Raw genomic sequence first — 21,084 nt, 5'->3', positions numbered from 1 at the left:
GTGAATCAAAAAAGAATGTTTTTAAAATCTTTAAATCTCAGGTCTTTTTTAGTTCCTCTTATCATGCTGGGACTGATGTGGATTTGCTTTAGTCTTCAGAACCTGGGATTTTTTGAAGGTTGTAGTGGTGCACTCATTCCACTGGTTCCGGAAGGACTGAAGGGCGTACTGTTCGCACCTCTTTTACACGGCAGTTTGGATCACATCATCGGTAACTCATTGCCAATTGTTGTTTTATTATTTTTACTTTTTGAATTTTATCCGAAAATAGCTTTCAGAATATTTTTTATTGGCTGGATCGCTTCGGGATTATTAGTCTGGATGCTGCCTCCAATTGATATCATCACAGGAAAATGGAATTACAACTGCATTATTGGTGCGAGCGGACTGGTTTATATGCTGGCATTTTTTATTTTTTTCAGTGGTGTTTTTCGCTGGAATATGAAGTTGCTGACAGTTTCTCTCGTTGTCGCTTTATATTATGGAAGCTTAATCTGGGGCATTTTTCCGGAAGAATTCTTTTCTCAGCTGGAAGAACCGAGCAGAATCAGCTGGCAGTCACATTTGGCAGGTAGTATTACCGGAATTTTACTGGCTGTGATCTTCAGAAAAATCGGAGAGGATAAAAAAAGAAAATTCATTTGGGAATATCCTGATTATTATAACGAAAAAGACGACAAATTGTGGCAGGAATATATCGCCAATCATCCTGATGATTTTGAAGAACTGCCACAGCTGAAGCAGGAAAACATCTGGGACTATCTGGATGAGATTCGGAAAAAAGAAAAATAATTTCTATATTCGTGGGAACACAAATGATCTATGACTCCCCAAGAATATCTGTACATCATCGCGCTCAAACAATGCAGGAACATTGGCAATTCTAACCTCAGAAAACTGATCAGGCATATTGGTTCTGCAAAAGAAGTCTGGGAATCTCACCCAAGATCACTCCTTTCCATCCACGGAATTGGTAGAAACATTACAAAAGAAATAGGCAAAAAAGAATTCCTTGCGGTTGCTGAAAAGGAATTGAAATTCTGTGAAAAAACGGATATTAAAATCATATCACAGGACGACCATATTTTTCCGAAACATCTTCTGAACTGTGATGATGCGCCTGTCCTGTTATTCTACAAAGGTAATCTGAATCCTGAGCTTGATCCGATAAGCATCGTCGGGACAAGGAAACTGACATCATACGGAAAATATTTTGTACAGGATCTTTTATCAGAACTTTCCGGAACGAATACTGTCACAGTGAGCGGTTTGGCACTTGGAGCCGACACTTGTGTTCATGAAGAATCTCTTAAAAATCAAATCCCGACAATGGCCGTTCTGGCACAAAGCCTTAAAACCGTATATCCCTCTTCAAATAAAACCCTGGCTAAAAAGATATTGGAAAGCAATGGTGCCCTGATATCGGAATATACGAGTTTTGACACCATCAGCAGGGAAAACTTCCTGCAAAGAAACAGGATTATTGCCGGGATGTCCCCTCATCTTGTTGTCGTTGAAACAGCATTTGGAGGAGGTTCCGTTACCACTGTGAATGCTGCTAATATTTATAACAGAGACGTTTTTGCACTGCCCGGAAAAATCACCGATACTTACAGTCAGGGCTGTAATCAGCTCATTGCCACCAACAAAGCAGAAACAATTGTCGATGTCAAAACACTGATCCGTAATCTGAATATTACGCTCCAGCCGGAACTATTCCCGGAAGAGCCTATTAAAATTGTGTTGGATCCATCCAAGCATGAACATCAGAAAATACTCGATATTATAGCTGCGGAAAAATCTATTTCTCTGGACGATATTGCTGATAAAACTAACATTCTGCATCATAAGCTTTTACCAATTCTTTTGGATTTAGAACTTTATGGTCATATCAAATGTCTTTCCGGAAGGCAATATCAGATCTGTTAGCAAAATTAGCGTTCCGAAAATTTGAAATAAATTAAGATTAACTTCAAAAATTCTTAACACAAAAGATGTAATTATACATTATGCAAAAAACATAATCAATATCCTTACATTTTCAATAAAAATCAAAATATTACTTGCGAAATTCGAAAAAGAATTTAAATTTGTTGTCATAATTGTACAACAATGGAATTATTTAACGTTGAAGAAAAGATTCAGGAATTTATGGCTAAAATTGAAGCCAAAAACCCTAACGAACCCGAGTTTATCCAAGCTGTAAAAGAAGTTGCGGTAACCGTTATTCCTTTCATAGCCACAAGAAAAGAATATACCGGAATGAAGCTCTTAGAGAGAATGGCAGAGCCGGAAAGAGTAATCATTTTCCGTGTGCCCTGGATTGATGACAAAGGAGAGATCCAAGTTAACAGAGGTTTCAGAATCCAGATGAATTCTGCGATTGGACCTTACAAAGGAGGAATCAGATTCCATCCAACGGTAAATCTTAGTGTTTTAAAATTCCTTGCTTTCGAACAGGTTTTCAAAAATAGTCTGACAACGCTTCCGATGGGAGGCGGAAAAGGAGGTTCAGATTTTGATCCGCAAGGTAAATCTGATATGGAGGTTATGCGTTTTTGCCAGGCTTTCATGACGGAGCTTTGCAAACATATCGGTCCGGAAACGGATGTTCCTGCTGGCGACATCGGAGTTGGAGCCAGAGAAATTGGTTATCTTTTCGGGATGTATAAAAAAATCAGAAACGAGTTTACCGGTGTTTTGACAGGAAAAGGTCTTGCCTATGGCGGATCATTGATCAGACCAGAAGCTACAGGTTATGGCGTCGTTTATTTTGCTGAACAAATGCTGAAAACCATTGATGAGAAGATCGAAGGAAAAACGGCAACGGTTTCGGGATTTGGAAACGTGGCATGGGGTGTTGTGAAAAAATTCACAGAACTTGGTGGAAAAGTTCTTACGATCTCCGGACCGGATGGCTATATCTATGATAAAGACGGGATCTCCGGAGAAAAGATAGATTATATGCTGGAACTGAGAGCAAGCGGGAATAACAGAGCTGCTGACTATGTTACAAAATATCCATCTGCAGAATTCCACGCAGGAAAACGTCCTTGGGAAGTGAAATGTGATGTCGCTTTTCCTTGTGCCACACAAAATGAACTAGATCTGGAAGATGCTATAAAACTGGTTGCGAACGGATGTCTGTGTGTAACAGAAGCTGCCAATATGCCTTCCACTCTGGATGCTATCAATTATTTCCTTGATAATCAGGTATTGTTTTCGCCTGGAAAAGCGTCTAACGCTGGTGGTGTTGCAACATCAGGATTAGAGATGACACAGAACTCTATCAGACTGAACTGGACTTCCGAAGAAGTAGATGCAAGACTGAAAGAGATTATGATCGGTATCCACAAAGCTTGCAGAGATTACGGGAAAGAAGAAAACGGATACGTAAACTATGTAAAAGGTGCTAATATTGCCGGCTTCGTAAAAGTTGCCGAAGCCATGCTGGCGCAAGGTGTCGTATAATTTTCATCAGTAATAAAAACAAAATGCAGCTGGTTTTAGCTGCATTTTTGTTTTTAATGAATTAAATTATCGCTTCGGAAGTCCTTTCTTCAAAGCATAATTTGCTCTTTCGATGGCTTTCTTTTCCTTCCAGTTCATATACTTTGCTTTGAAATTTTTCTTCATAAAATTATCAAAGTTTCTCTGGACAGTCAGATTCCAGAGAGAGTGTGCTTTTACGGCCCAGCTTTTGTCCCATGCTCTGAGAGATATAGAGAAGCTTCCATCCAGATACTTCATCCAGTGCCACCAGCCTGTCGGCATGAAAAGGGTGTCGCCATGTTCCAGAAAACACTCAATGCCTTCTACACCATCCAATGCCGGAAACTTTGTAAAATCAGGGTTTTCTATATCATAGTCTTCCAAAGCATAAGTCGCATAAGGAATCTGATAAAGCCTGTCCTTCCATTTGTAATCGAAAAGAAGAATATGTTTCCTACCGTTGAAATGTGTATGGAAAATATGAGCCATATCGATATCGTAATGGAGGAAGGTTACAGAGCTTTTTCCTCCAAAGAACATGCTTGGATATTTGTCCAGAAAACCGCCCATGAGCTCTTTTGGAGAATGGTAATCTTTTAGGATTTTGGGCGCATGTTTTATCGGGTCGAAGAAGAAAATTCTCAGGTCTGTGGGTTCTCTTTGTATCAAATCGATATAATCCGCAAATTTCATTTCTGTCGTCGGCGCATTGATCGGTGCAGCAGGATCGGCTTTGGCACTGTCATACAAAGGAACTGTCACATCTCCGACAACTTCTTTGATGTAATCCATCGTCCACTTCTGGTAAGCCGGCCAGTTTCTGGCCATGTTTTTTATCACAACAGGTTTGCGTGGTTTGAGATATTTTTCGAGAAAATCTTCTTTAGAAATATCATCTACTATATCAATAGGTTTTAGAATGATTCCCATGTTAATCTAATATTAAGCGACAAATTTATTAAAATTTCATCTTATAATATAAAAAATCGCCTATCGTATTTGTAATACTTGTAAATAACAGATATCAATCATACAAGCTTCGTCATTTTTTGGAACTCTGGTAATATTTAACATAAGTCATTTTTATCAGTCCAATAAAAACTTTGTAACATTTTGCATATTTTAATTACTAACATTTTAGTGATAATAATTATTAATTATGAAAAAAATTCTACTTGTCTTTTTAATGCTGATGTTTACTAATGTAGTTTTTGCACAGAAGACCATATCAGGACTCATAAACGATGCGGACGGAAAACCGCTTGCCAGTGCAAGTGTAACAATCGAAGAGCCTGGAAAAAACGCTATCCTGGCGTACGGAATTTCCAATGCAAAAGGAGAATATAAAGTCACTTTCAATTCTTCAGAAATGAATCTTGATCTAAAGATCAAAGCTTTCAATCAAAAGCCAATTACAAAATCCATAAAAAATGAAGATCAGAAACTCAATTTTTCCATGGATTCTCAGGCAACAGAAATCCAGGAAGTGAGACTTAAAACAAAGCTTATTACTAAAAAAGGAGACACCATCTCTTACGATCTTAAGTCTTTTGAAAATAAAAATGACCGTACGCTTGCGGATGTTTTGAAAAAAATACCTGGGATCGAGGTGAATAAGGACGGAACTGTTCTATATCAGGGCGAAGCTATCAATAAATTTTATGTCAATGGAAAGGATCTGATGGAAGGCGGTTACGGAACCGTCAACAATTCCCTGCCAAAAGATGCCGTTTCCAAAGTAGAGGTTTTGGAAAACCACCAGCCGGTAAGCATCTTGAGAGATAAAGTGCCTTCTGAACAGGCTGCACTTAACATTAAGCTGAAAAAATCAGTCACTATGACCGGGCGTGGAGAGATCGGTGCCGGATTCAGCCCGCTTCTCTGGAATGTAAAACTTACACCGATGTTTTTTGGTCAAAAAAACCAGTGGGTGGTAAACTACAAAGCCAACAATAACGGTGAAAGTGTGGAAAACGAAGGTAATATCCTTTCATTTGGAAATCGCTGGGAAGGACGAAGAAGTCAGGCTGCTCAAAAATCCTGGACAAACCTTGAAACCGCAGGCGTTCCGAACATCCCGGAAAAAAGATATCTTTTGAACAACGTTCATTTCTTTTCCGCCAACCTGTTGACAAGCCCTTTCAAAAACAAGGAGTGGGAACTGAAAGCAAATGCGTCCTACACCAATAACAGTATTACGAGAGAAGATGTGCAGACAAAGGTTTTCGGCCCACAGTCGCCGACTGTAGACGGTGGTGGAATTTTTATTTCTTCTACTGACAATCGATTTTTTGATAATGTAGCAAAAGGAGAATTGGTTTTTACTAAAAATGCAAAAAAGGGTTTTTTTAAAAATACAACAACCTGGAATAGCTTCTGGAATACAGACCGGGCTAATGTAGATAATAACCTGCCTCCCGCAAAAAATGATGTTACCGCGACACCTATAAATAAATTCGCTAATGAGTCTCTGGAATCTCCAACAGGAACTTTCCAAAACTCATTGAGTACGATCATTCCATGGAAAGACAAACTGGTCAATTTCATGAGCTACGTCAAGTACCAAAAAGACAGACAAACGATGACTGTTTCTCCGGGAAAATATATGGAACAATTTGGCTTCAGTGCTTTTGATAAAATTACCCAATATGCTAATTCAGAAACTATTGAGGTGAATCATTCGGCTTCTGTCGGCTTCTCATATAGAAAATGGACCTTTACACCAGAATTTGGTTTAAATCTCAATTTTAACAATTTGAAATCTGCTATCACCGGATCAATAGATAATTCACGTTATTATTTGGGAAGGGATAAACAAAATGACGTAGATTGGAACGAAGTGCAGCCTTACACACAGGTTGGCATTAATTTTAAATCCCAAAACTTCAACCTGAATCTAACACTTCCTATGAATTTTTATGGGATTACTTATAAAGATAATATGAGACAAAATTACCTTGATAAGAGTAAAACGGTTTTTGAGCCCAATTTATTTGCGAGTTTAGATTTTGCATCATTTTTCAAAATCTGGGCTTTCGCCAATCAGTCTTATGACTTTGGAAATTTTGGTTTTCTGTACGGTGGCAATATATTAACAAGTCCTACAAACCTGCAGGTAAGATACAGCGATAATGTACAAATGCCTCAATATCTTTCCAGAATGGCAGGAACCAGGTTGGAGTACCGAAATCCGCTGAATAATTTATTTTTCAATGTGAGATATAACTATTCTACCAACAAGAGAAACCTGATAGAAGCCTATTCAACAAATGGATTTATATCCACACTTACGCTGCAGGCTTTGGAAAACTCGACAAAATCTCAGACAGAAAGTGCGGAAATCGGCAAATATTTTCCAAAATTCAAAACCAACCTATCTGTCAATGCATCCAATACCGATTCCAATTCTTTTTCAAATTTTAATGGTATTTTTGGAGAATCGACCAACAGCAGACAATCTATGGGTATTAAGTTCAATAATACCTACTTCAGTTGGCTGAGTATTGATTATAATATTAATATGAACTGGAATAAAAATTCGAATAAAGTTTTAAATACTGTTTTGAATTCCAGCGGATGGAACCACAACCTCAGCACCTATATTTATCCAAGCGATAATCACACTTTTGGTTTCAACTGGGATGATCTCTCTACAAAAGCAAGCGGACAAAATTTCAGAAACTCCTTCTTCGATTTATCTTACCAATACACTTGGGTTAAAAGAAAAATCGATTTTGAATTCAAATGGTTGAACATCGCCAACAGGAAAGTTTATGAAACAGTGTCTGTAGACGCCTTCCAACAGCTTGTGACAACGAACCAAATGTATATCCGCCCAAGCCAGTTTATGTTCACCGTAAAATTCAATTTCAAATAACACTATTTTATAATTGCAAAAGGCAGTTCATCTTTTTGTCTGCCTTTTTATTTTGCTTAATTTTAAATCACTAATTTTTTAGTTATCATCAACTTTGTTAAAATACTATTATGAAAAAAACACTTTTTATTTTATTACTTCTGATCAGCGTCCTATCATTAGCGCAGGGAACAAGAATTATTTACGAATATAAGTTTGCTTCCAGCCTGGAAAAGAAAGATTCTCTGGAAACAGAGCTGATGTATCTTGACATCAAAAAAAACGGAAGCGAGTTCTACAGCAGGCAAAAATTTGTGAGTGACTCTACAAGAGATGCTTATTTCAAAAAACAAATCCAGACGGGCTCCACAAATTTTAATTTCCGTGGCGGAAATGCGGGAAAAGTCGGATTTTCTGTTTCAAAAACCTATCCTGATTTCGGAATTGTGTTGCATACAGGAATCGGAAATTCCAGATTTTTGGTGAAAAACGAAAACCCGGTGGTATGGAAAATATTACCGGACAAGAAAAAAGTTGGACAATTTGAAGTTCAGAAAGCAACAGCAGACTTTGGCGGCAGATCCTGGACGGCCTGGTTCTCGCAGGATTTCCCGTTTCAGGACGGACCATACAAATTCTACGGTTTGCCTGGGTTAATTTTGGAACTAGAAGATGCCAGCGGTACACAAAGCTTTAAATTCTTGGGAAGCAAAAAATTTGATGAAGTCGTGAAAATTGAAAAAGAAGATATCGGAAGCACAAGGGGCGGAATGGTGGTTAAAACATTTGGCGTTCCGGGCGGAAAAGAAATAGAAGTTTCCGAAGAACAATTCAGAAAACAGTGGAAAGAATATAAAAATGACCCTGTAAAAGATACACGCCAGATCCTGTCACAGGGCAATATGAAACTAACGCTTAATGTGGACGGCAAGATCATCACAGATCCTTCAGAAGTTCTTAGAGCGATAGAAAAAAACCAAAAAGAAGAGATCAAAAATAATAACAACAAAATCGAACCGGCACTTTACCCGTAATTAAGCATAAAACACTATTTTTATAGTCCTCTTTCGGGAGGACTTTTTTTATTCAATTGATCAGGAAATTATGAGTTATTTACCTAAACTTAAAAATATAAAAGCATTCGTGTTTGATATCGATGGTGTCTTTACAGATGGAAGCGTATATCTTTTGCCGGACAGGAATATGTCCAGAGTAATGAGCGTGCTGGATGGTTATGCCGTTGTACAATGTCTGAAACAAGGTTATAAAATCGGCATTATTACTGGCGGAAATGATCCGATGGTGAAGAACAGAATGGAATATCTTGGCATCAAAGATTATTATGCCAAATCTTCTCATAAAATTACAGATTATGAAGATTTCAAAGCAAAATATAATCTCCATGATTCTGAGATTCTGATGATGGGGGACGATATTCCGGATATCGGGATTATGAAACTGGCGGAGATATCAGCTTGCCCGGCAAATGCCGTTCCGGAAGTGAAGGCAATTTCGGATTACATCTCGCCGGTTTTTGGCGGCAAAGGGGCAGTCCGTGATGTCATAGAACAGGTGATGAAAGTACAGGGAAAATGGAATCTGGACGAGGAAACAAAATCAGCTTAATTTATTCATTTTGAGATTACTACTCGCTTCCAATTCTCCCAGACGAAAGGAATTATTAACCCAGTTAGGCTATCAATTTGAACTGGTGAAAATTGATGTTGACGAAACCTATCCTGATGATCTGAAACCAAATCAAATTGCCGGCTATGTTTCCGATAAGAAAGCAAACACTTTCGATCTAGATCCTGATGAGATTCTGCTGACTTCCGACACGATTGTTGCAATGGATCAAAAAATACTTCTAAAACCACAATCAGGAGAAGAAGCTTTTGAAATGCTGAAAAATCTGTCGGGGAAAACCCATCAGGTTTATACGGCTTTCACTGTCAAAACAGAGGCAACTCAGGTCAGCAGAACAAGTAAAACTGATGTGGAATTTTCAGAAATCACCGATTATGAAATCGAGTATTATATCAAAAATTATCAGCCCTTTGACAAGGCCGGTTCTTACGGAATCCAGGAATGGCTGGGGATGACAAAGATCAAAACTATCACAGGATCTTTCTATTCTGTAATGGGATTTCCGGTCGATTTGGTCTATCAGGAACTTATAAAACTCAGGTGTTTTCCAAACAATTTTTAAAACTGAAATTTTTGAATAATTTTCCTTGTAAAATTTCGTTATTTTTACAGGATCAATCAACGATTTCATTATTGAAATAACTTAAATGAAAAAATATTTACTAATCATACTTGCCGTCGTTAGCGTTATTGCATGTAACCCGCGCACCAAAAAGAAAAAGACCAAAAGCGGGCCTGTCAATCGATTTCTAACCTTCCACAATACACTTTTTAACAGTAAGGAATCTTTTCTTGCTGAAATGGAAAATCGTGACAAAACACACGTAGACAATTTTTACGATCCTTATATCGCTGTCTATACGACGGAAGATAATCTGTCCGAGCTACAGACAGGGACGTCTTTCGGTAACCAGGGTAATGCTCCGGATCCAGATGCGCCTCCTTCTTTCCGGGGAAATCCCAGAACTGCACAAAACAGTTCCCCGAATGCCGGTAATAAAAAAGGCGCCACAACGCTTCAGATTACTGAAGCCAAAGCTCTGAAAGCTATTTCAAAATATTCTGTTCTTGTGAATGGTGTGGAGAAAAACAAGAAGATATTCGAAGCTTATATGCTTTTGGCAAAGGCCAGAATGTACCAGGGAAAACATCTGGAGTCTCTGGATGCACTCGGTTATATATTCAATACGATGAGTAAGGATAAAAGACTTCCTTTGGCAAGAATTTATCAGGCTGCGAATTATACGAAGATGAAGGAATATTACCGTGCAGATGAGGTTTTCAAAGAACTGGAAGATGATCCCAAAATAAAACTGACAAAAGAGCAAAAAAGAATTCTTAAGGTTTATCAGGCCGATAATTTCCTGAAATGGGGCAAAAAAGAAATTGCAGCAGAAGTTCTGGAAGATGCTTTCACATACAACAATAACAGAAAAACCAAAAGCAGAATCGCTTTTCTCAGAGGACAGATTCTGGCTGGTCTTGGACAAAAATCCGAAGCAAGAGAATCTTTTGCAGCCGCTTATAAATATGCCAACAGCTACGAATTCGAGGTCAAATCACAGATAGAAATTGCAAAAACCTTCGACGGAAAAGCAGACAGCTATGAAGAAGCAATTGCTTACATCGAGAAAATCGCTAAAAAAGGAACTTACGCTTCCCGAAAAAATGAGCTGTATTATGCCAGCGGATTGATTGCAACCAATGCGACGAAGGACTCTATCGCTGACTCCTATTTCAGAAAAGCGCTGAAGGAAAAACAGTCTGACCCGCAGATCCGCGGACTCACCTATTCTGAAATTGCTAAGAAATATTTTGCAAAAGATGATTATCTCACAGCTGGCGTTTATTATGACAGCGCGCTTGCTGTGATGAGTTATAAACCGGAAAAAGACCGTCTCACGGACCTTACTGCGAACATTAAAAAGCTTTCTAAAAACTATTATATTGTAAAGAAAAACGACAGCATCCTGGCTCTGACAAAAATGTCTGATGCAGAAAAAAGAGATTACTTTACCAAATACATAGACAAAATCAAAGAAAAGGAAGCAGTAGCAGAACTGGAAAAAAAACGTGCAGAGAGAAGCAAAGGTTTTGACAACTCCGACTATAATGCGAACTCAATTTTTGCAAATAATCCCACAGACGGCAACAGTTTTCAGAATTTTGGGATCAATACGGGCGGCTCCAGTTTTTACTTTGCAAATTCCAATAATATCCCGAGAGGTGAGAATGCCTTCAAACAACTTTGGGGAAACAGAACTTTGCAGGACAACTGGCGTTATTCTGCAAAAACAACAACAATTGAAGATCTAAAAAATGAAGCGTTAGGAATCACCAGTGCACCTGACCCAAGAAGACTGGAACCGGAATTCTATATCGAAAAAATACCGACTTCCAAAGCAGAACTTGATAAGCTAAAAAAAGACAGAGACACCGCAAGTCTGGGAATGGGAAGAATGTATGAAACATTTTTTGGAAATACAAAACTCGCAACGAAAACACTATATGATCTTGTAGAAAATAAGCCTCATGAGGAAACCGACCTGATGGCTTTGTATAATATTTTTGTATTTAATTATGAAAAAAATCCGGCAGATGCAGAAAAAGCTAAGCAGCTGATTCTGGAAAAATATCCTTATACTTCTTATGCAGAATTCGTAAAGAATCCGAAAAACAAGGATTTTAACAAATCGACTGAAGATGTAGAAAAACTCTATGCAGAATCGTATAAGCTTTATCTTAATGAGAAGTATGCAGAGTCTGCAGCTATGATTGATAAAGCCATCACGGATAATCCAAAAGACGCTCTGATCCCTAAATTCTATCTGCTGAATGCTTATAATGCAGGAAAAACAGCCGGAAAAGAAATTATGATTCTTCAGCTGGAACAGATCGTTCTGAATTATAAAAATACGCCGGAAGGAAAAAAAGCACAGGAACTTCTCAAATTTCTGAAGAGTGATGCGAAGCTGGAATTAACCGACGAAACCGGAAAAGCCGTCACGCAACAAGAGAACCAGAAAGTACTGCCAACCGACGACGGAACAGAAATAGAAGAAAAAATGAACGCCTCTGCTCCAATCGGATTTGGCCCGGGGAAACCGGGATCGGGAGAAGCTTCAGGACAGCAAACCACCACTGCGACACAGCAAATGCAAATGCAGAGACGGGAAAAGAAATAAAAAAAGAGAGCAGTTGCTCTCTTTTTTGTTATACTTTATCCAGCTGAACGGTAAAATGTCTTAAAATTTCCGGTTCGCGTTTTATTTTATAACCTCTTTTGATCTCGGATCTTCTTTCAAAAACATTCTTCACAGCAGCCGCCACATAGTCCATATGATTGTTGGTATATGTTCTTCTAGGTATTGCCAGTCTTAGCAGTTCCAGTTTTGGATAACGGTTTTCTCGTGTTTCGGGATCTCTGTCGGCCAGCAAAGTTCCTATTTCCACACCTCGGATTCCCGCTTCTTTATATAGTTCGATTGCCAGGGTCTGCGCAGGAAATTCTTCTCTTTTGATATTCGGTAAAAAGTTGAGAGCATCGATAAAAACAGCATGTCCGCCAATCGGTTTCTGAACCGGAATACCTGCTTCCATCAGCTTGTTGCCCAAATATTCTACCTGGGAAATCCTGCTTTCCAGGTAAGGAAATTCGGTAGCTTCATTCAGACCGGCAGCCAATGCTGACATATCTCTTCCAGCCATTCCGCCATAAGTGATGAATCCTTCATAGATGATTGTAAAATTAGAAGCCCGCTCGAAGATTTCCTTATTTTTCAAAGCTATGAAACCGCCGATGTTGACCAAACCGTCTTTCTTGGAACTCATCGTCATCCCGTCTCCATAAGAAAATAGTTCTTTGCAGATTTCTTTTATCGTTTTATGCTTTTGGCCTTCTTCCCTTATTTTGATAAAATATGCATTTTCTGCAAATCTTGCCGAGTCAAACAAAACAGGAATTCCATATTTGTCGGATAACTCTTTTACCGCTTTGATGTTTTCCAGAGAAACAGGCTGGCCTCCAGAAGAATTGCAGGTAATCGTAATCATGCAAAAAGGAATCTGTTCTTTCGGATAGGACTGATAAACATTTTCAAGTTTAACCAGATCAAGATTTCCTTTGAAGGGATGAAGATCATTAATTTCAAAAGCCTCATCAATGGTGCAATCTACAGCGTGCGCTTTTCTGATCTCTATATGACCTTTTGTAGTATCAAAATGGGAGTTTCCCGGGACAATATCGCCTTCCTTTACCAAAACTGAGAAAAGTACATTTTCCGCAGCACGGCCTTGGTGTGTAGGTAATAAATAGCGAAAACCCGTGATGTTTTCAACCGTTTGCTGCAATGCTTCAAACGATCTGGAACCGGCATAACTTTCGTCGCCAATCATCAGGGCAGCCCATTGTTTGTCGCTCATCGCTCCTGTTCCGCTGTCTGTAAGCAAGTCGATGAAAACATGGGAACTTCTCAGATTGAATAGATTGTAATTGGCTTTCTTCAGCCATTCTTCTCGGTGTTCTTTTGTGGATTGATATATTTCTTCGACCATTTTGATTCTAAATGGCTCTGCATAAGGAAGATTCATAATGAATAGTTTTAAAATTAATTATTAAAATTTTGAAAAGGCAGAATAATGCATCTCATGTCGATTTTCACTATTCTTTTTAAAATATTAATTAATAAACTATTCCGGTGCTTTGAAAACGTTATCGTCCGAATGGAATCCGGCAACACCTCCACTCACTGCAAACTTCATCGCTTCGGCGGAACTCATGCCGGTAACTTCTTTTATGTTGTTGAATTTGGTGATAATAACCCAGCCAGAAACGGCATAGGAATGAGGCAGGTAAACCGCAACCATCTGCTCAAGATTCACAACAGACATATCAGACTGTGTCAGGAATCCGATTCTCCATATCTCCGGCATTTCATTGGTTTTTACCCAAACCGGAACATTGAATTTCTTTTTGTCGCCAACAAAAGATCCGAGAACATCTTTCAGGGAAGTATATATGAATTTTATGCCCGGGATATGTTCTAAAACGTAATCTAATCCATCAACAATTAACCTTCCGATAATAAATTTGTTACCGAAAAACCCGATGAACGAGGTTCCGAAAATGACAATAAAAAATATCAGTCCGGGAAACTTCTCCGAAACGGAAGGCACCAGATTGTCAATGCTGAAAACCACACTCCAGATGACCCAAACGGTGATAGCGAAAGGTCCAATGATTATCAGCCCCTGGATAAAGGATCGGATAAAAAGTCGTAGATAATCGTTGAGGCCTCTGTTCATCTAACCGTGGATTGTTTCTTTGTTGCCATAGGACCGGATGATCTGGGCCTCATACTCCAGCCATTCTTCCCATCGTTGGTTTACTTTTTCGGGATCGCCAATCTCTCTTGCAAATCCGATGAATGTCGTATAATGATTGGCTTCAGAGATCATCAGATCATTATAGAAAGTTTTTAGTTCCTCATCTTTAATATTGTCTGTAAGAACTTTGAAGCGTTCGCAGCTTCTTGCTTCTATCATGGCTGCAAAAAGCATCTTATCAACCAGGAGATCCTTACGATCTCCTCCTTTGACTATGAATTTTACCAGATCATTGACATAATCATCTTTCCGGGTTCTGCCAAGCACACCACCTCTTTTTTTGATAATCTCATGAACCTGATTAAAATGATCCAACTCTTCCTGAGCAATCGCCAGAAGCTCTGTTACCATTTCCGTATGTTCCGGAACCATGGTTATCAGACCAATAGCATTGGTAGCTGCTTTTTGCTCGCACCATGCATGATCGGTAAGAATCTCTTCCAGATTATCTTCTGCAATATTGGCCCATCGTGGATCTGTAGGAAGTTTAAGACGAAACATGTTTATATTTTCTGTAAAAATAATAATTTGAAAGAACAAAATCTACTTAAAGAAATATTTTTTAAGATTTGTTGTTTTATGCATCTTTGTAAAAAATGGCACAGAAATTGAAAATTTCACAATAGTAAAATAATAAAATTATGAAAAGTACAAAAATCTACAATCGTGCTAAATTATTTCTTCTTAGCCTATTGACTATGTTCTCTTACACTTTTTCCTATGCACAGGATTCTCTGGTTACCAAGACAACAAATGTAACCACACGAACTGAAGAATGGCAAACCAATCCGACTTACTGGATTATCGGTGGTGTGGTATTGATTATCATCATCGCAATCATTGCTTCCAGAGGAAGGAGAAGAGATGATTAAAGAATACAAAAAAGCGCTGTAATGGCGCTTTTTTTAGTTTTTATCCACAGTTTTATCTCGCAGAAATTTCAACAATTTCCAACCGAATTGATCAATTTTTTTCAAACCTTTTGAAATCAGAAATGCCAGCAAAATATTAATTGGATAGATTATCAATACCAATAACCACCAGCCCATCGAATTCTTTAAAGGAACGACCAGAAAATAAATCAAGGACGAACTCATCCCCTGAGCGAAATAAAAGAAGATAGCATTTTGCCCGACGTTTGTGAAGAAATTCGGTTTTTCAATTTTTAATCGGTTATAGAAAACAAATAATGTGACTAACGAAAAGAATGTCCAGATGATGTACGGCATCTTCGGCGGGAATTTTTGCTTATTCAGCTTATAAAAAATCTCATTTCCGTAACTCGAGAACATCCACAACAGTGCAATAGCAACCAGCGCATATAAAACAGGAATCACTATTTTCGGGATTGTCATTGCCCGCATTTTATTACCTACAAGGAAAACAGTCATATAGAACGTAACATAGCCAACCTGTCCGTTGGGATAATACTGAGGGAATATATTGAAAATCAGAGTCAATGCAACACAAATGCCGATAAACCAATTGATATGTCGGGGAAAAAATCTCAAAATCAAAACACCTAAAACGGTTAAGATATAATAAACCTTCAGATACCAGAAACTTCCCATCACTACAGGAAAAGTATCACAATTGCTATAAGAATGAAGATACCAGTTTCCAAGTGTATCCCATTGTGGCACAGACGAAATGCTGGACGGAACATACTTGCTCCCAAATGTGGAATAAAAATCCTTAAGCCATTCAAACGAGAAAAATGTAAGTCCGAAAACCTTGAAAAAATAATCAAGAAAGAAAAGAAACGTCACAAAAATCATATAGGTGATCTGAAGTTTCAGCAATCTGTAAAATGTTTTCTCAATATTAATACCGGAAGTGATTCCGCTCAACGCATAAAACAGTGCTACATCAAATACCAGAGAAAAAATCCGGGCTTCCGCCGGCATATAAAACTGCCCGCTCCAGAAAGCTGTGTGAATAAAAATTATGGAAATAGTAGCCACACCTTTAGCAAAATCAATATAGAGATCTCTTTTCATCGATTTGATTAATTATCTGAGATTCAAAAATATCATAATTTTCCCAGGTTCTTTATAAATATTTAACTTTTACCGCTCGATTCTTATCCTTACTTTTGAAAGTTCAATTCCAAAGATGTCAGATATCATTCAGCTTTTACCGGATCACGTTGCCAATCAGATTGCTGCAGGAGAAGTGGTGCAAAGGCCGGCTTCCATTGTCAAGGAATTACTGGAGAACTCCGTGGACGCAGGCTCCAGCAAGATTCAGCTTATTATTCGTGATGCCGGGAAAAACCTGCTTCAGGTAGTCGACAACGGAATCGGAATGTCTGAAACCGATGCAAGACTGGCTTTTGAACGGCATGCAACTTCGAAAATCCGTTCGACCGAAGATATTTTCAGAATCGCAACAAAAGGTTTCCGTGGAGAAGCACTTGCTTCTATTGCTGCGGTTGCCCAGGTGGAGCTGAAAACCAAGCAGAAAGATGCGCCGGTAGGAACCAACATCTATATAGAAGGTGGAATTTTCCAGTTTCAGGAACCCGTTCAGACTCTGGAAGGTTCTAACTTTTCTGTCAAAAATTTGTTTTATAATGTTCCTGCGAGAAGAAAATTCCTCAAGAATGACAATGTAGAATTCCGGCATATAATAGATGAATTCCAGAGGGTTGCGTTGGCCCATGAGACCATCGAGTTCGAAATGTTCCATAATGACGAGCCTGTTTTCAAGCTCAGAAAAAGTGGACAGATGCAACGCATCGTGGATGTTTTCGGGAGAAAACTGCAACCGCTTCTGATTCCCATCAAAGAAGATCTCGGCTGGGTTAATCTGCAGGGTTATGTTGCAAAACCCGAAGGTGCAAAGAAAGTAAGAGGTGAGCAGTTTTTCTTTGTGAATGGAAGATATTTCAAAAGCGCTTATCTGAGTAAGGCTGTTCAGGAAGCTTTTGAAGGTCTGCTGCAACCCGGTTATATTCCGTCATTTTTTCTTTATCTGGATCTGGATCCGGAAAAGATCGATGTGAATATCCATCCACAGAAAACGGAGGTGAAATTTGAAGATGAAGCCCTGATATTTGCTTTGATGCGTTCCACGATCAAGCGTTCGTTGGGAATCTATAATGTTGCGCCAAGTCTGGATTTTGAAAGAGATCCGAAAATGGAAGCTTTTTTTGCCCCAAGCAAAAGCAACTTAAGTTCACCAACACCTTCTGCAATCAATGTTGACCGGGATTTTAATCCATTTTCTGTGGAAAAAACCACAGAAGAGGAAAGGATCAATCTTGCAGAACTTTATCAGGCAGCGACATCTGCGGCTCCATCCAAAATCAATCTTTTCGAAGATGATGATCTTGACGAGGATCTTTTCCGGTTACCAAACGGTTATTGGCTTCTGAATAAGGACGGACAGACTTATATGTTGGATCTGGGGAGGATGCACAGGGTTTTGATGTCGTCGCATCAGGAAAACCTGCCCACGAAAAAGGCCGGACAAAGTCTTTTGTTTTCATTAGAATACCATCTGAATGAAATCGAGAAAAATAAATACAAATCCATCAAAAAATACCTGCCGGATTTCGGTTTCGAGATGACTTTGGCTCAAGAGAATGTTCTCAGAATCGAAGCTGTTCCGGAAGCATTAAAAGAATCGCAAGTCATCAAATTCTTAGAAAAAATATTTGAAGTCCTGGAATACAGGACAGAGGAAGACTTCTATAAATATTTTGAATACCAATGGGTTAAACTAAAAACCAAATCGAAGTTCGATTTCATTTATAAAACTGAAGTTGAGCAATTGGTCAAAGATTTTATGGATCTTGGTTTTCCGCAGTACACCGTAAATGGAAAAAAATGCTGGCTGGAAGTGCCTTTTGATGACTTTAAAAATAAATTTTAAACTATGTTTCCACAACTGACACCTGTTACGAAGAATATTATTATAATCAATGTTGCTTTCTTCATAGGAACTTTCCTGTTTCAAAATCTGAACATTGATCTGGAAGCTTTGTTAGCAGGCTATTTTCCATTGTCTCCAAATTTCAGGTCTTGGCAAATTATTACGCATATGTTTATGCACGGAAGTATTATGCATATTCTCTTCAATATGTTGACGCTATACAGTTTCGGACCAGTTTTGGAACAAGTTTTAGGACAGAAGAAATTCATTATTTTATATTTTGCCTCAGGTTTAGGAGGTTTCGCATTATACAACATCTGGAATTATTATGAAGTGAGCCAGATTACTAATTTTTTGACAAGTCAGGCTTATGACATCCATGAAATATATAAGTATGCAGATAATAGTTATTCCGGAGAAATGCCAATCAGTACTAATTCTGAAGCGGTAAGAGATGCTGCTCAACAGCTTTTCATCATTCTTAAAACCCCGATGGTTGGTGCTTCAGGTGCTATTTTTGGAGTGATTGCAGCATTCTCCACATTGTTTCCCGATGCAAAACTGATGTTTATGTTTATTCCATTTCCTATCAAAGCCAAATATCTGACCCCAATTATTATCGTTGTATCATTATTCCTGGGTTTCAGGCAGTTCAGTGACGATAATATTGCTCATTTTGCCCATCTCGGCGGTGCGCTGATCGGCTTTCTTTATATATGGAACTGGAAGAAAAACCGCGACAGGATCCAATAAAATGGGAATCATTCGCCTGATATTAACGGCTTTTCATTTCATCGTTATTGCGCTTCTTTTCGGCACGATAATGAATGCCTATGTGCCGCCAAAAGTTTTCGGATTTCTCAACCTTCTTTCTCTTGGGTTTCCGATTCTGATTGTTCTGCATATTATATTATTGATTTTCTGGATTATATCCTGGAGAAAAAGAGCGATTGTTTTTCTTTTGGTATCCTTATTTTTTATTACTCCTACCAGACGCTGGGTCAATTTCACGCCTGCAAAAAAAGAAACACCAAATCTTAAGGTGATTTCTCTGAATGCCAAATCTGGTAAATTCGGGGATGCAAATATTTATCAGTTCCTTAATGAGCAACATGCTGATGTAGTTCTTACACAGGAATACAAAAGTGCAGAAGACCTGAAAGGCTTCAAATATTTTGAACGCAGTTTCCCTGTCGTTAAGATCCAGTCAAGATTCCCCATTGTGGAGAGCGGCATTGTAGAAACCGATGCGAAGAACGGACGATGCATCTATGCTGATATTATGGTCAACGGAAAAATGATACGGTTTGTGAACGTTTATATGGAACCTTTTTATCTGCAAAATACAATGATAAAGCCAAGCGGCAATCTGACCTTGAATGAAGAAAAGGCAAAGAATATCCTTCATAAACTGATCCCGACATTCCGCAAACATCAGAGCCAGATTGTACCCATCAAAAGATTTTTAGACAGCTCTCCTTATCCGATTATCTTTGCCGGAGATTTCAATTCAGTTCCGAATTCTTATGAATATTACAAACTGTCCGAAGGTCTCCAAGACACTTTTCTGAAAGTCGGAAAAGGCAGCGGAACAAGTTTCCATGATTTCAAATTCCCGATTAAAATCGATCATATTTTTGCATCAGAATCCATAGAGCCAATCAGTTACAATGTTGACAGAAGCGTGCGGATCTCGGATCATTTTCCTGTAATTGCCGAGTTTCTTATCAAATAATTTTCGATATTTGTTCTTATGAAATTACTTTACTTTTTTTTAATCCTGATGTCTTTTTTGTCTTGTTCCAAAAACGAATCCGCAATCAGTCCCGAGAATAATGAAAAAGCATCAACAATTACTTATGACACCACTGCTATAGATTCTTTCGGTCCAGGTGCAACTTCTGAGGCGGTGATGGCAAAAATCAATGCAGTCGCAATCAAACGGGAAAAAGACAGCCTTGCCGCGATTGCAAAAGCAGAACAGGAAAAACTTGACAAAGAAAAAGCAAAGTTAGAAGCTGAGAAAGCCAGAGAATCAAAGGAAACAAAACCCGAAGTCAAAACTGAACAAATAATTACTCCATAAAAAAACCATCAGAGTTTCTGATGGTTTTTTATTTAGATAAGTCCTGTCTTATTTGTTATAAAGCTCTTCCACTTTATCCCAGTTGATCACATCAAAAAAAGCCGACACATAATCCGGTCTTCTGTTTTGGTAATTCAGGTAATAAGCGTGTTCCCAAACATCCAATCCAAGAATTGGCGTTCCCTTTACATCAGCCACAGGCATCAGAGGATTGTCCTGATTCGGAGTTGAAGAAACAATCAGAGAACCGTCAGCATTTTTTACCAGCCAAGCCCATCCTGAACCGAATCTCGTTTTCGCCGCATTAGAAAAATCTTCTTTAAATTTCTCAAAACCGCCGATTTTCTCGATTTCTGATTTCACATTTCCAACCGGCTCTTTGCTTCCGCCTGGCGTCAAAAGTTCCCAGAAAAGAGAATGGTTGTAATGTCCGCCTCCATTATTTCTTACTGCTGGTTTATCTGAGCCTGTTTTTTGGATTTCTTCAAGAGATTTTCCTTCAAGTTCTGTTCCTGCAATTGCATTATTTAGATTGTCCACATACGCCTGATGGTGTTTTGTGTGATGGATTTCCATTGTTCTTGCATCGATGGTTGGTTCCAGAGCATCGTATGCATAATTAAGTTTTGGTAATTCGAATGCCATAGTTTCGCTATTTATTTGTTAATAATAAATGAATTGGTCAAAAATAGTCAATAATTATTCCTAAAAACAAGAATCACACTCATTTTATAAATAT

At 38.5% G+C, this 21,084-nt stretch carries 19 protein-coding genes; 13 read left to right on the top strand and 6 right to left on the bottom strand.

Annotated elements, in window-relative coordinates; all coding sequences use genetic code 11:
• Window positions 1-15 precede the first annotated feature (15 nt).
• The 3 genes from BUA97_RS08155 to gdhA all read left to right on the top strand — a co-directional run bounded on the left by BUA97_RS08155 (window position 16) and on the right by gdhA (window position 3,471).
• Window positions 16-792, top strand: coding sequence for a rhomboid family intramembrane serine protease (locus tag BUA97_RS08155; RefSeq protein ID WP_072997371.1), 777 nt, complete (start codon window positions 16-18; stop codon window positions 790-792).
• Window positions 793-822: 30 nt separating this feature from the next.
• Complete coding sequence (dprA, locus tag BUA97_RS08150) at window positions 823-1,929, top strand: DNA-processing protein DprA (protein ID WP_072997370.1); 1,107 nt, start codon at window positions 823-825, stop codon at window positions 1,927-1,929.
• 183 nt (window positions 1,930-2,112) lie between these two features.
• The gene (gene gdhA / locus BUA97_RS08145) at window positions 2,113-3,471 is read left to right on the top strand and encodes an NADP-specific glutamate dehydrogenase (protein WP_072997369.1); all 1,359 of its coding nucleotides are present in this window, start codon (window positions 2,113-2,115) and stop codon (window positions 3,469-3,471) included.
• 66 nt (window positions 3,472-3,537) lie between these two features.
• Here gdhA and BUA97_RS08140 read toward each other — a convergent pair whose 3' ends face one another.
• Window positions 3,538-4,422, bottom strand: coding sequence for a cupin-like domain-containing protein (locus BUA97_RS08140; protein WP_072997368.1), 885 nt, complete (start codon window positions 4,420-4,422; stop codon window positions 3,538-3,540).
• 229 nt (window positions 4,423-4,651) lie between these two features.
• Here BUA97_RS08140 and BUA97_RS08135 point away from each other — a divergent pair, with 229 nt between their 5' ends.
• From BUA97_RS08135 to porW, 5 genes are all read left to right on the top strand, one after another.
• Complete coding sequence (locus BUA97_RS08135) at window positions 4,652-7,369, top strand: hypothetical protein (protein ID WP_072997367.1); 2,718 nt, start codon at window positions 4,652-4,654, stop codon at window positions 7,367-7,369.
• A 110-nt stretch (window positions 7,370-7,479) separates the two neighbouring features.
• Window positions 7,480-8,382 carry a GLPGLI family protein gene (locus BUA97_RS08130; RefSeq protein ID WP_072997366.1) on the top strand — a complete coding sequence of 301 codons (903 nt, stop codon included), beginning with the start codon at window positions 7,480-7,482 and terminating at the stop codon, window positions 8,380-8,382.
• A 70-nt stretch (window positions 8,383-8,452) separates the two neighbouring features.
• Complete coding sequence (locus BUA97_RS08125) at window positions 8,453-8,974, top strand: KdsC family phosphatase (protein ID WP_072997365.1); 522 nt, start codon at window positions 8,453-8,455, stop codon at window positions 8,972-8,974.
• Between the two features lie 10 nt (window positions 8,975-8,984).
• Window positions 8,985-9,557 carry a Maf family nucleotide pyrophosphatase gene (locus BUA97_RS08120; protein ID WP_072997364.1) on the top strand — a complete coding sequence of 191 codons (573 nt, stop codon included), beginning with the start codon at window positions 8,985-8,987 and terminating at the stop codon, window positions 9,555-9,557.
• Window positions 9,558-9,642: 85 nt separating this feature from the next.
• Window positions 9,643-12,180 carry a type IX secretion system periplasmic lipoprotein PorW/SprE gene (porW, locus tag BUA97_RS08115; RefSeq protein WP_139258276.1) on the top strand — a complete coding sequence of 846 codons (2,538 nt, stop codon included), beginning with the start codon at window positions 9,643-9,645 and terminating at the stop codon, window positions 12,178-12,180.
• A 28-nt stretch (window positions 12,181-12,208) separates the two neighbouring features.
• On the opposite strand, the gene BUA97_RS08110 is transcribed toward porW, so the two are convergent.
• The 3 genes from BUA97_RS08110 to miaE all read right to left on the bottom strand — a co-directional run bounded on the left by BUA97_RS08110 (window position 12,209) and on the right by miaE (window position 14,881).
• Window positions 12,209-13,585 (bottom strand): tryptophanase, encoded by a 1,377-nt coding sequence (locus BUA97_RS08110; RefSeq protein WP_072997362.1) that lies wholly within the window; start codon window positions 13,583-13,585, stop codon window positions 12,209-12,211.
• 99 nt (window positions 13,586-13,684) lie between these two features.
• Window positions 13,685-14,299 carry a DUF502 domain-containing protein gene (locus tag BUA97_RS08105; protein ID WP_072997361.1) on the bottom strand — a complete coding sequence of 205 codons (615 nt, stop codon included), beginning with the start codon at window positions 14,297-14,299 and terminating at the stop codon, window positions 13,685-13,687.
• Window positions 14,300-14,881 carry a tRNA-(ms[2]io[6]A)-hydroxylase gene (gene miaE, locus BUA97_RS08100; protein WP_072997360.1) on the bottom strand — a complete coding sequence of 194 codons (582 nt, stop codon included), beginning with the start codon at window positions 14,879-14,881 and terminating at the stop codon, window positions 14,300-14,302.
• 140 nt (window positions 14,882-15,021) lie between these two features.
• On the opposite strand from miaE, the gene BUA97_RS17000 reads away from it, so the two are divergent.
• Window positions 15,022-15,252 (top strand): hypothetical protein, encoded by a 231-nt coding sequence (locus tag BUA97_RS17000; protein ID WP_139258274.1) that lies wholly within the window; start codon window positions 15,022-15,024, stop codon window positions 15,250-15,252.
• A gap of 33 nt (window positions 15,253-15,285) precedes the next feature.
• Here BUA97_RS17000 and BUA97_RS08095 read toward each other — a convergent pair whose 3' ends face one another.
• A complete protein-coding gene (locus BUA97_RS08095) occupies window positions 15,286-16,380 on the bottom strand; it encodes an acyltransferase family protein (RefSeq protein ID WP_072997359.1) in 1,095 nt (364 codons plus the stop codon).
• A 115-nt stretch (window positions 16,381-16,495) separates the two neighbouring features.
• Here BUA97_RS08095 and mutL point away from each other — a divergent pair, with 115 nt between their 5' ends.
• The 4 genes from mutL to BUA97_RS08075 are packed head-to-tail and all read left to right on the top strand — an operon-like array spanning window position 16,496 to window position 20,345.
• Window positions 16,496-18,259 (top strand): DNA mismatch repair endonuclease MutL, encoded by a 1,764-nt coding sequence (gene mutL / locus BUA97_RS08090; RefSeq protein ID WP_072997358.1) that lies wholly within the window; start codon window positions 16,496-16,498, stop codon window positions 18,257-18,259.
• 3 nt (window positions 18,260-18,262) lie between these two features.
• On the top strand, window positions 18,263-19,012 hold the full coding sequence (locus BUA97_RS08085) for a rhomboid family intramembrane serine protease (protein ID WP_072997357.1): 750 nt from the start codon (window positions 18,263-18,265) through the stop codon (window positions 19,010-19,012).
• Between the two features lies 1 nt (window position 19,013).
• Window positions 19,014-19,994: an endonuclease/exonuclease/phosphatase family protein gene (locus tag BUA97_RS08080; RefSeq protein ID WP_072997356.1), complete on the top strand. Its 981-nt coding sequence runs from the start codon at window positions 19,014-19,016 to the stop codon at window positions 19,992-19,994.
• 18 nt (window positions 19,995-20,012) lie between these two features.
• On the top strand, window positions 20,013-20,345 hold the full coding sequence (locus BUA97_RS08075) for a hypothetical protein (RefSeq protein WP_072997355.1): 333 nt from the start codon (window positions 20,013-20,015) through the stop codon (window positions 20,343-20,345).
• A gap of 48 nt (window positions 20,346-20,393) precedes the next feature.
• Here BUA97_RS08075 and BUA97_RS08070 read toward each other — a convergent pair whose 3' ends face one another.
• Window positions 20,394-20,990 carry a superoxide dismutase gene (locus BUA97_RS08070; protein ID WP_072997354.1) on the bottom strand — a complete coding sequence of 199 codons (597 nt, stop codon included), beginning with the start codon at window positions 20,988-20,990 and terminating at the stop codon, window positions 20,394-20,396.
• Between the last annotated feature and the right edge of the window lie 94 nt (window positions 20,991-21,084).

This window comes from Epilithonimonas mollis (genome assembly GCF_900142325.1).
In the GTDB taxonomy this organism is placed as follows: Bacteria; Bacteroidota; Bacteroidia; order Flavobacteriales; family Weeksellaceae; genus Epilithonimonas; species Epilithonimonas mollis.
This window is presented reverse-complemented; position numbering and strand designations above follow the sequence as displayed.

Coding starts and splice junctions, on each gene's coding strand:
- BUA97_RS08125 (WP_072997365.1), top strand. CDS start 8,453: ATGAGTTATTTACCTAAACTTAAAAATATAAAAGCATTCGTGTTTGAT.
- BUA97_RS08110 (WP_072997362.1), bottom strand. CDS start 13,585: ATGAATCTTCCTTATGCAGAGCCATTTAGAATCAAAATGGTCGAAGAA.
- BUA97_RS08155 (WP_072997371.1), top strand. CDS start 16: ATGTTTTTAAAATCTTTAAATCTCAGGTCTTTTTTAGTTCCTCTTATC.
- BUA97_RS08140 (WP_072997368.1), bottom strand. CDS start 4,422: ATGGGAATCATTCTAAAACCTATTGATATAGTAGATGATATTTCTAAA.
- porW (WP_139258276.1), top strand. CDS start 9,643: ATGAAAAAATATTTACTAATCATACTTGCCGTCGTTAGCGTTATTGCA.
- BUA97_RS08070 (WP_072997354.1), bottom strand. CDS start 20,990: ATGGCATTCGAATTACCAAAACTTAATTATGCATACGATGCTCTGGAA.
- BUA97_RS08085 (WP_072997357.1), top strand. CDS start 18,263: ATGTTTCCACAACTGACACCTGTTACGAAGAATATTATTATAATCAAT.
- gdhA (WP_072997369.1), top strand. CDS start 2,113: ATGGAATTATTTAACGTTGAAGAAAAGATTCAGGAATTTATGGCTAAA.
- BUA97_RS08135 (WP_072997367.1), top strand. CDS start 4,652: ATGAAAAAAATTCTACTTGTCTTTTTAATGCTGATGTTTACTAATGTA.
- miaE (WP_072997360.1), bottom strand. CDS start 14,881: ATGTTTCGTCTTAAACTTCCTACAGATCCACGATGGGCCAATATTGCA.
- BUA97_RS17000 (WP_139258274.1), top strand. CDS start 15,022: ATGAAAAGTACAAAAATCTACAATCGTGCTAAATTATTTCTTCTTAGC.
- mutL (WP_072997358.1), top strand. CDS start 16,496: ATGTCAGATATCATTCAGCTTTTACCGGATCACGTTGCCAATCAGATT.
- BUA97_RS08095 (WP_072997359.1), bottom strand. CDS start 16,380: ATGAAAAGAGATCTCTATATTGATTTTGCTAAAGGTGTGGCTACTATT.
- BUA97_RS08080 (WP_072997356.1), top strand. CDS start 19,014: ATGGGAATCATTCGCCTGATATTAACGGCTTTTCATTTCATCGTTATT.
- BUA97_RS08130 (WP_072997366.1), top strand. CDS start 7,480: ATGAAAAAAACACTTTTTATTTTATTACTTCTGATCAGCGTCCTATCA.
- BUA97_RS08075 (WP_072997355.1), top strand. CDS start 20,013: ATGAAATTACTTTACTTTTTTTTAATCCTGATGTCTTTTTTGTCTTGT.
- BUA97_RS08105 (WP_072997361.1), bottom strand. CDS start 14,299: ATGAACAGAGGCCTCAACGATTATCTACGACTTTTTATCCGATCCTTT.
- dprA (WP_072997370.1), top strand. CDS start 823: ATGACTCCCCAAGAATATCTGTACATCATCGCGCTCAAACAATGCAGG.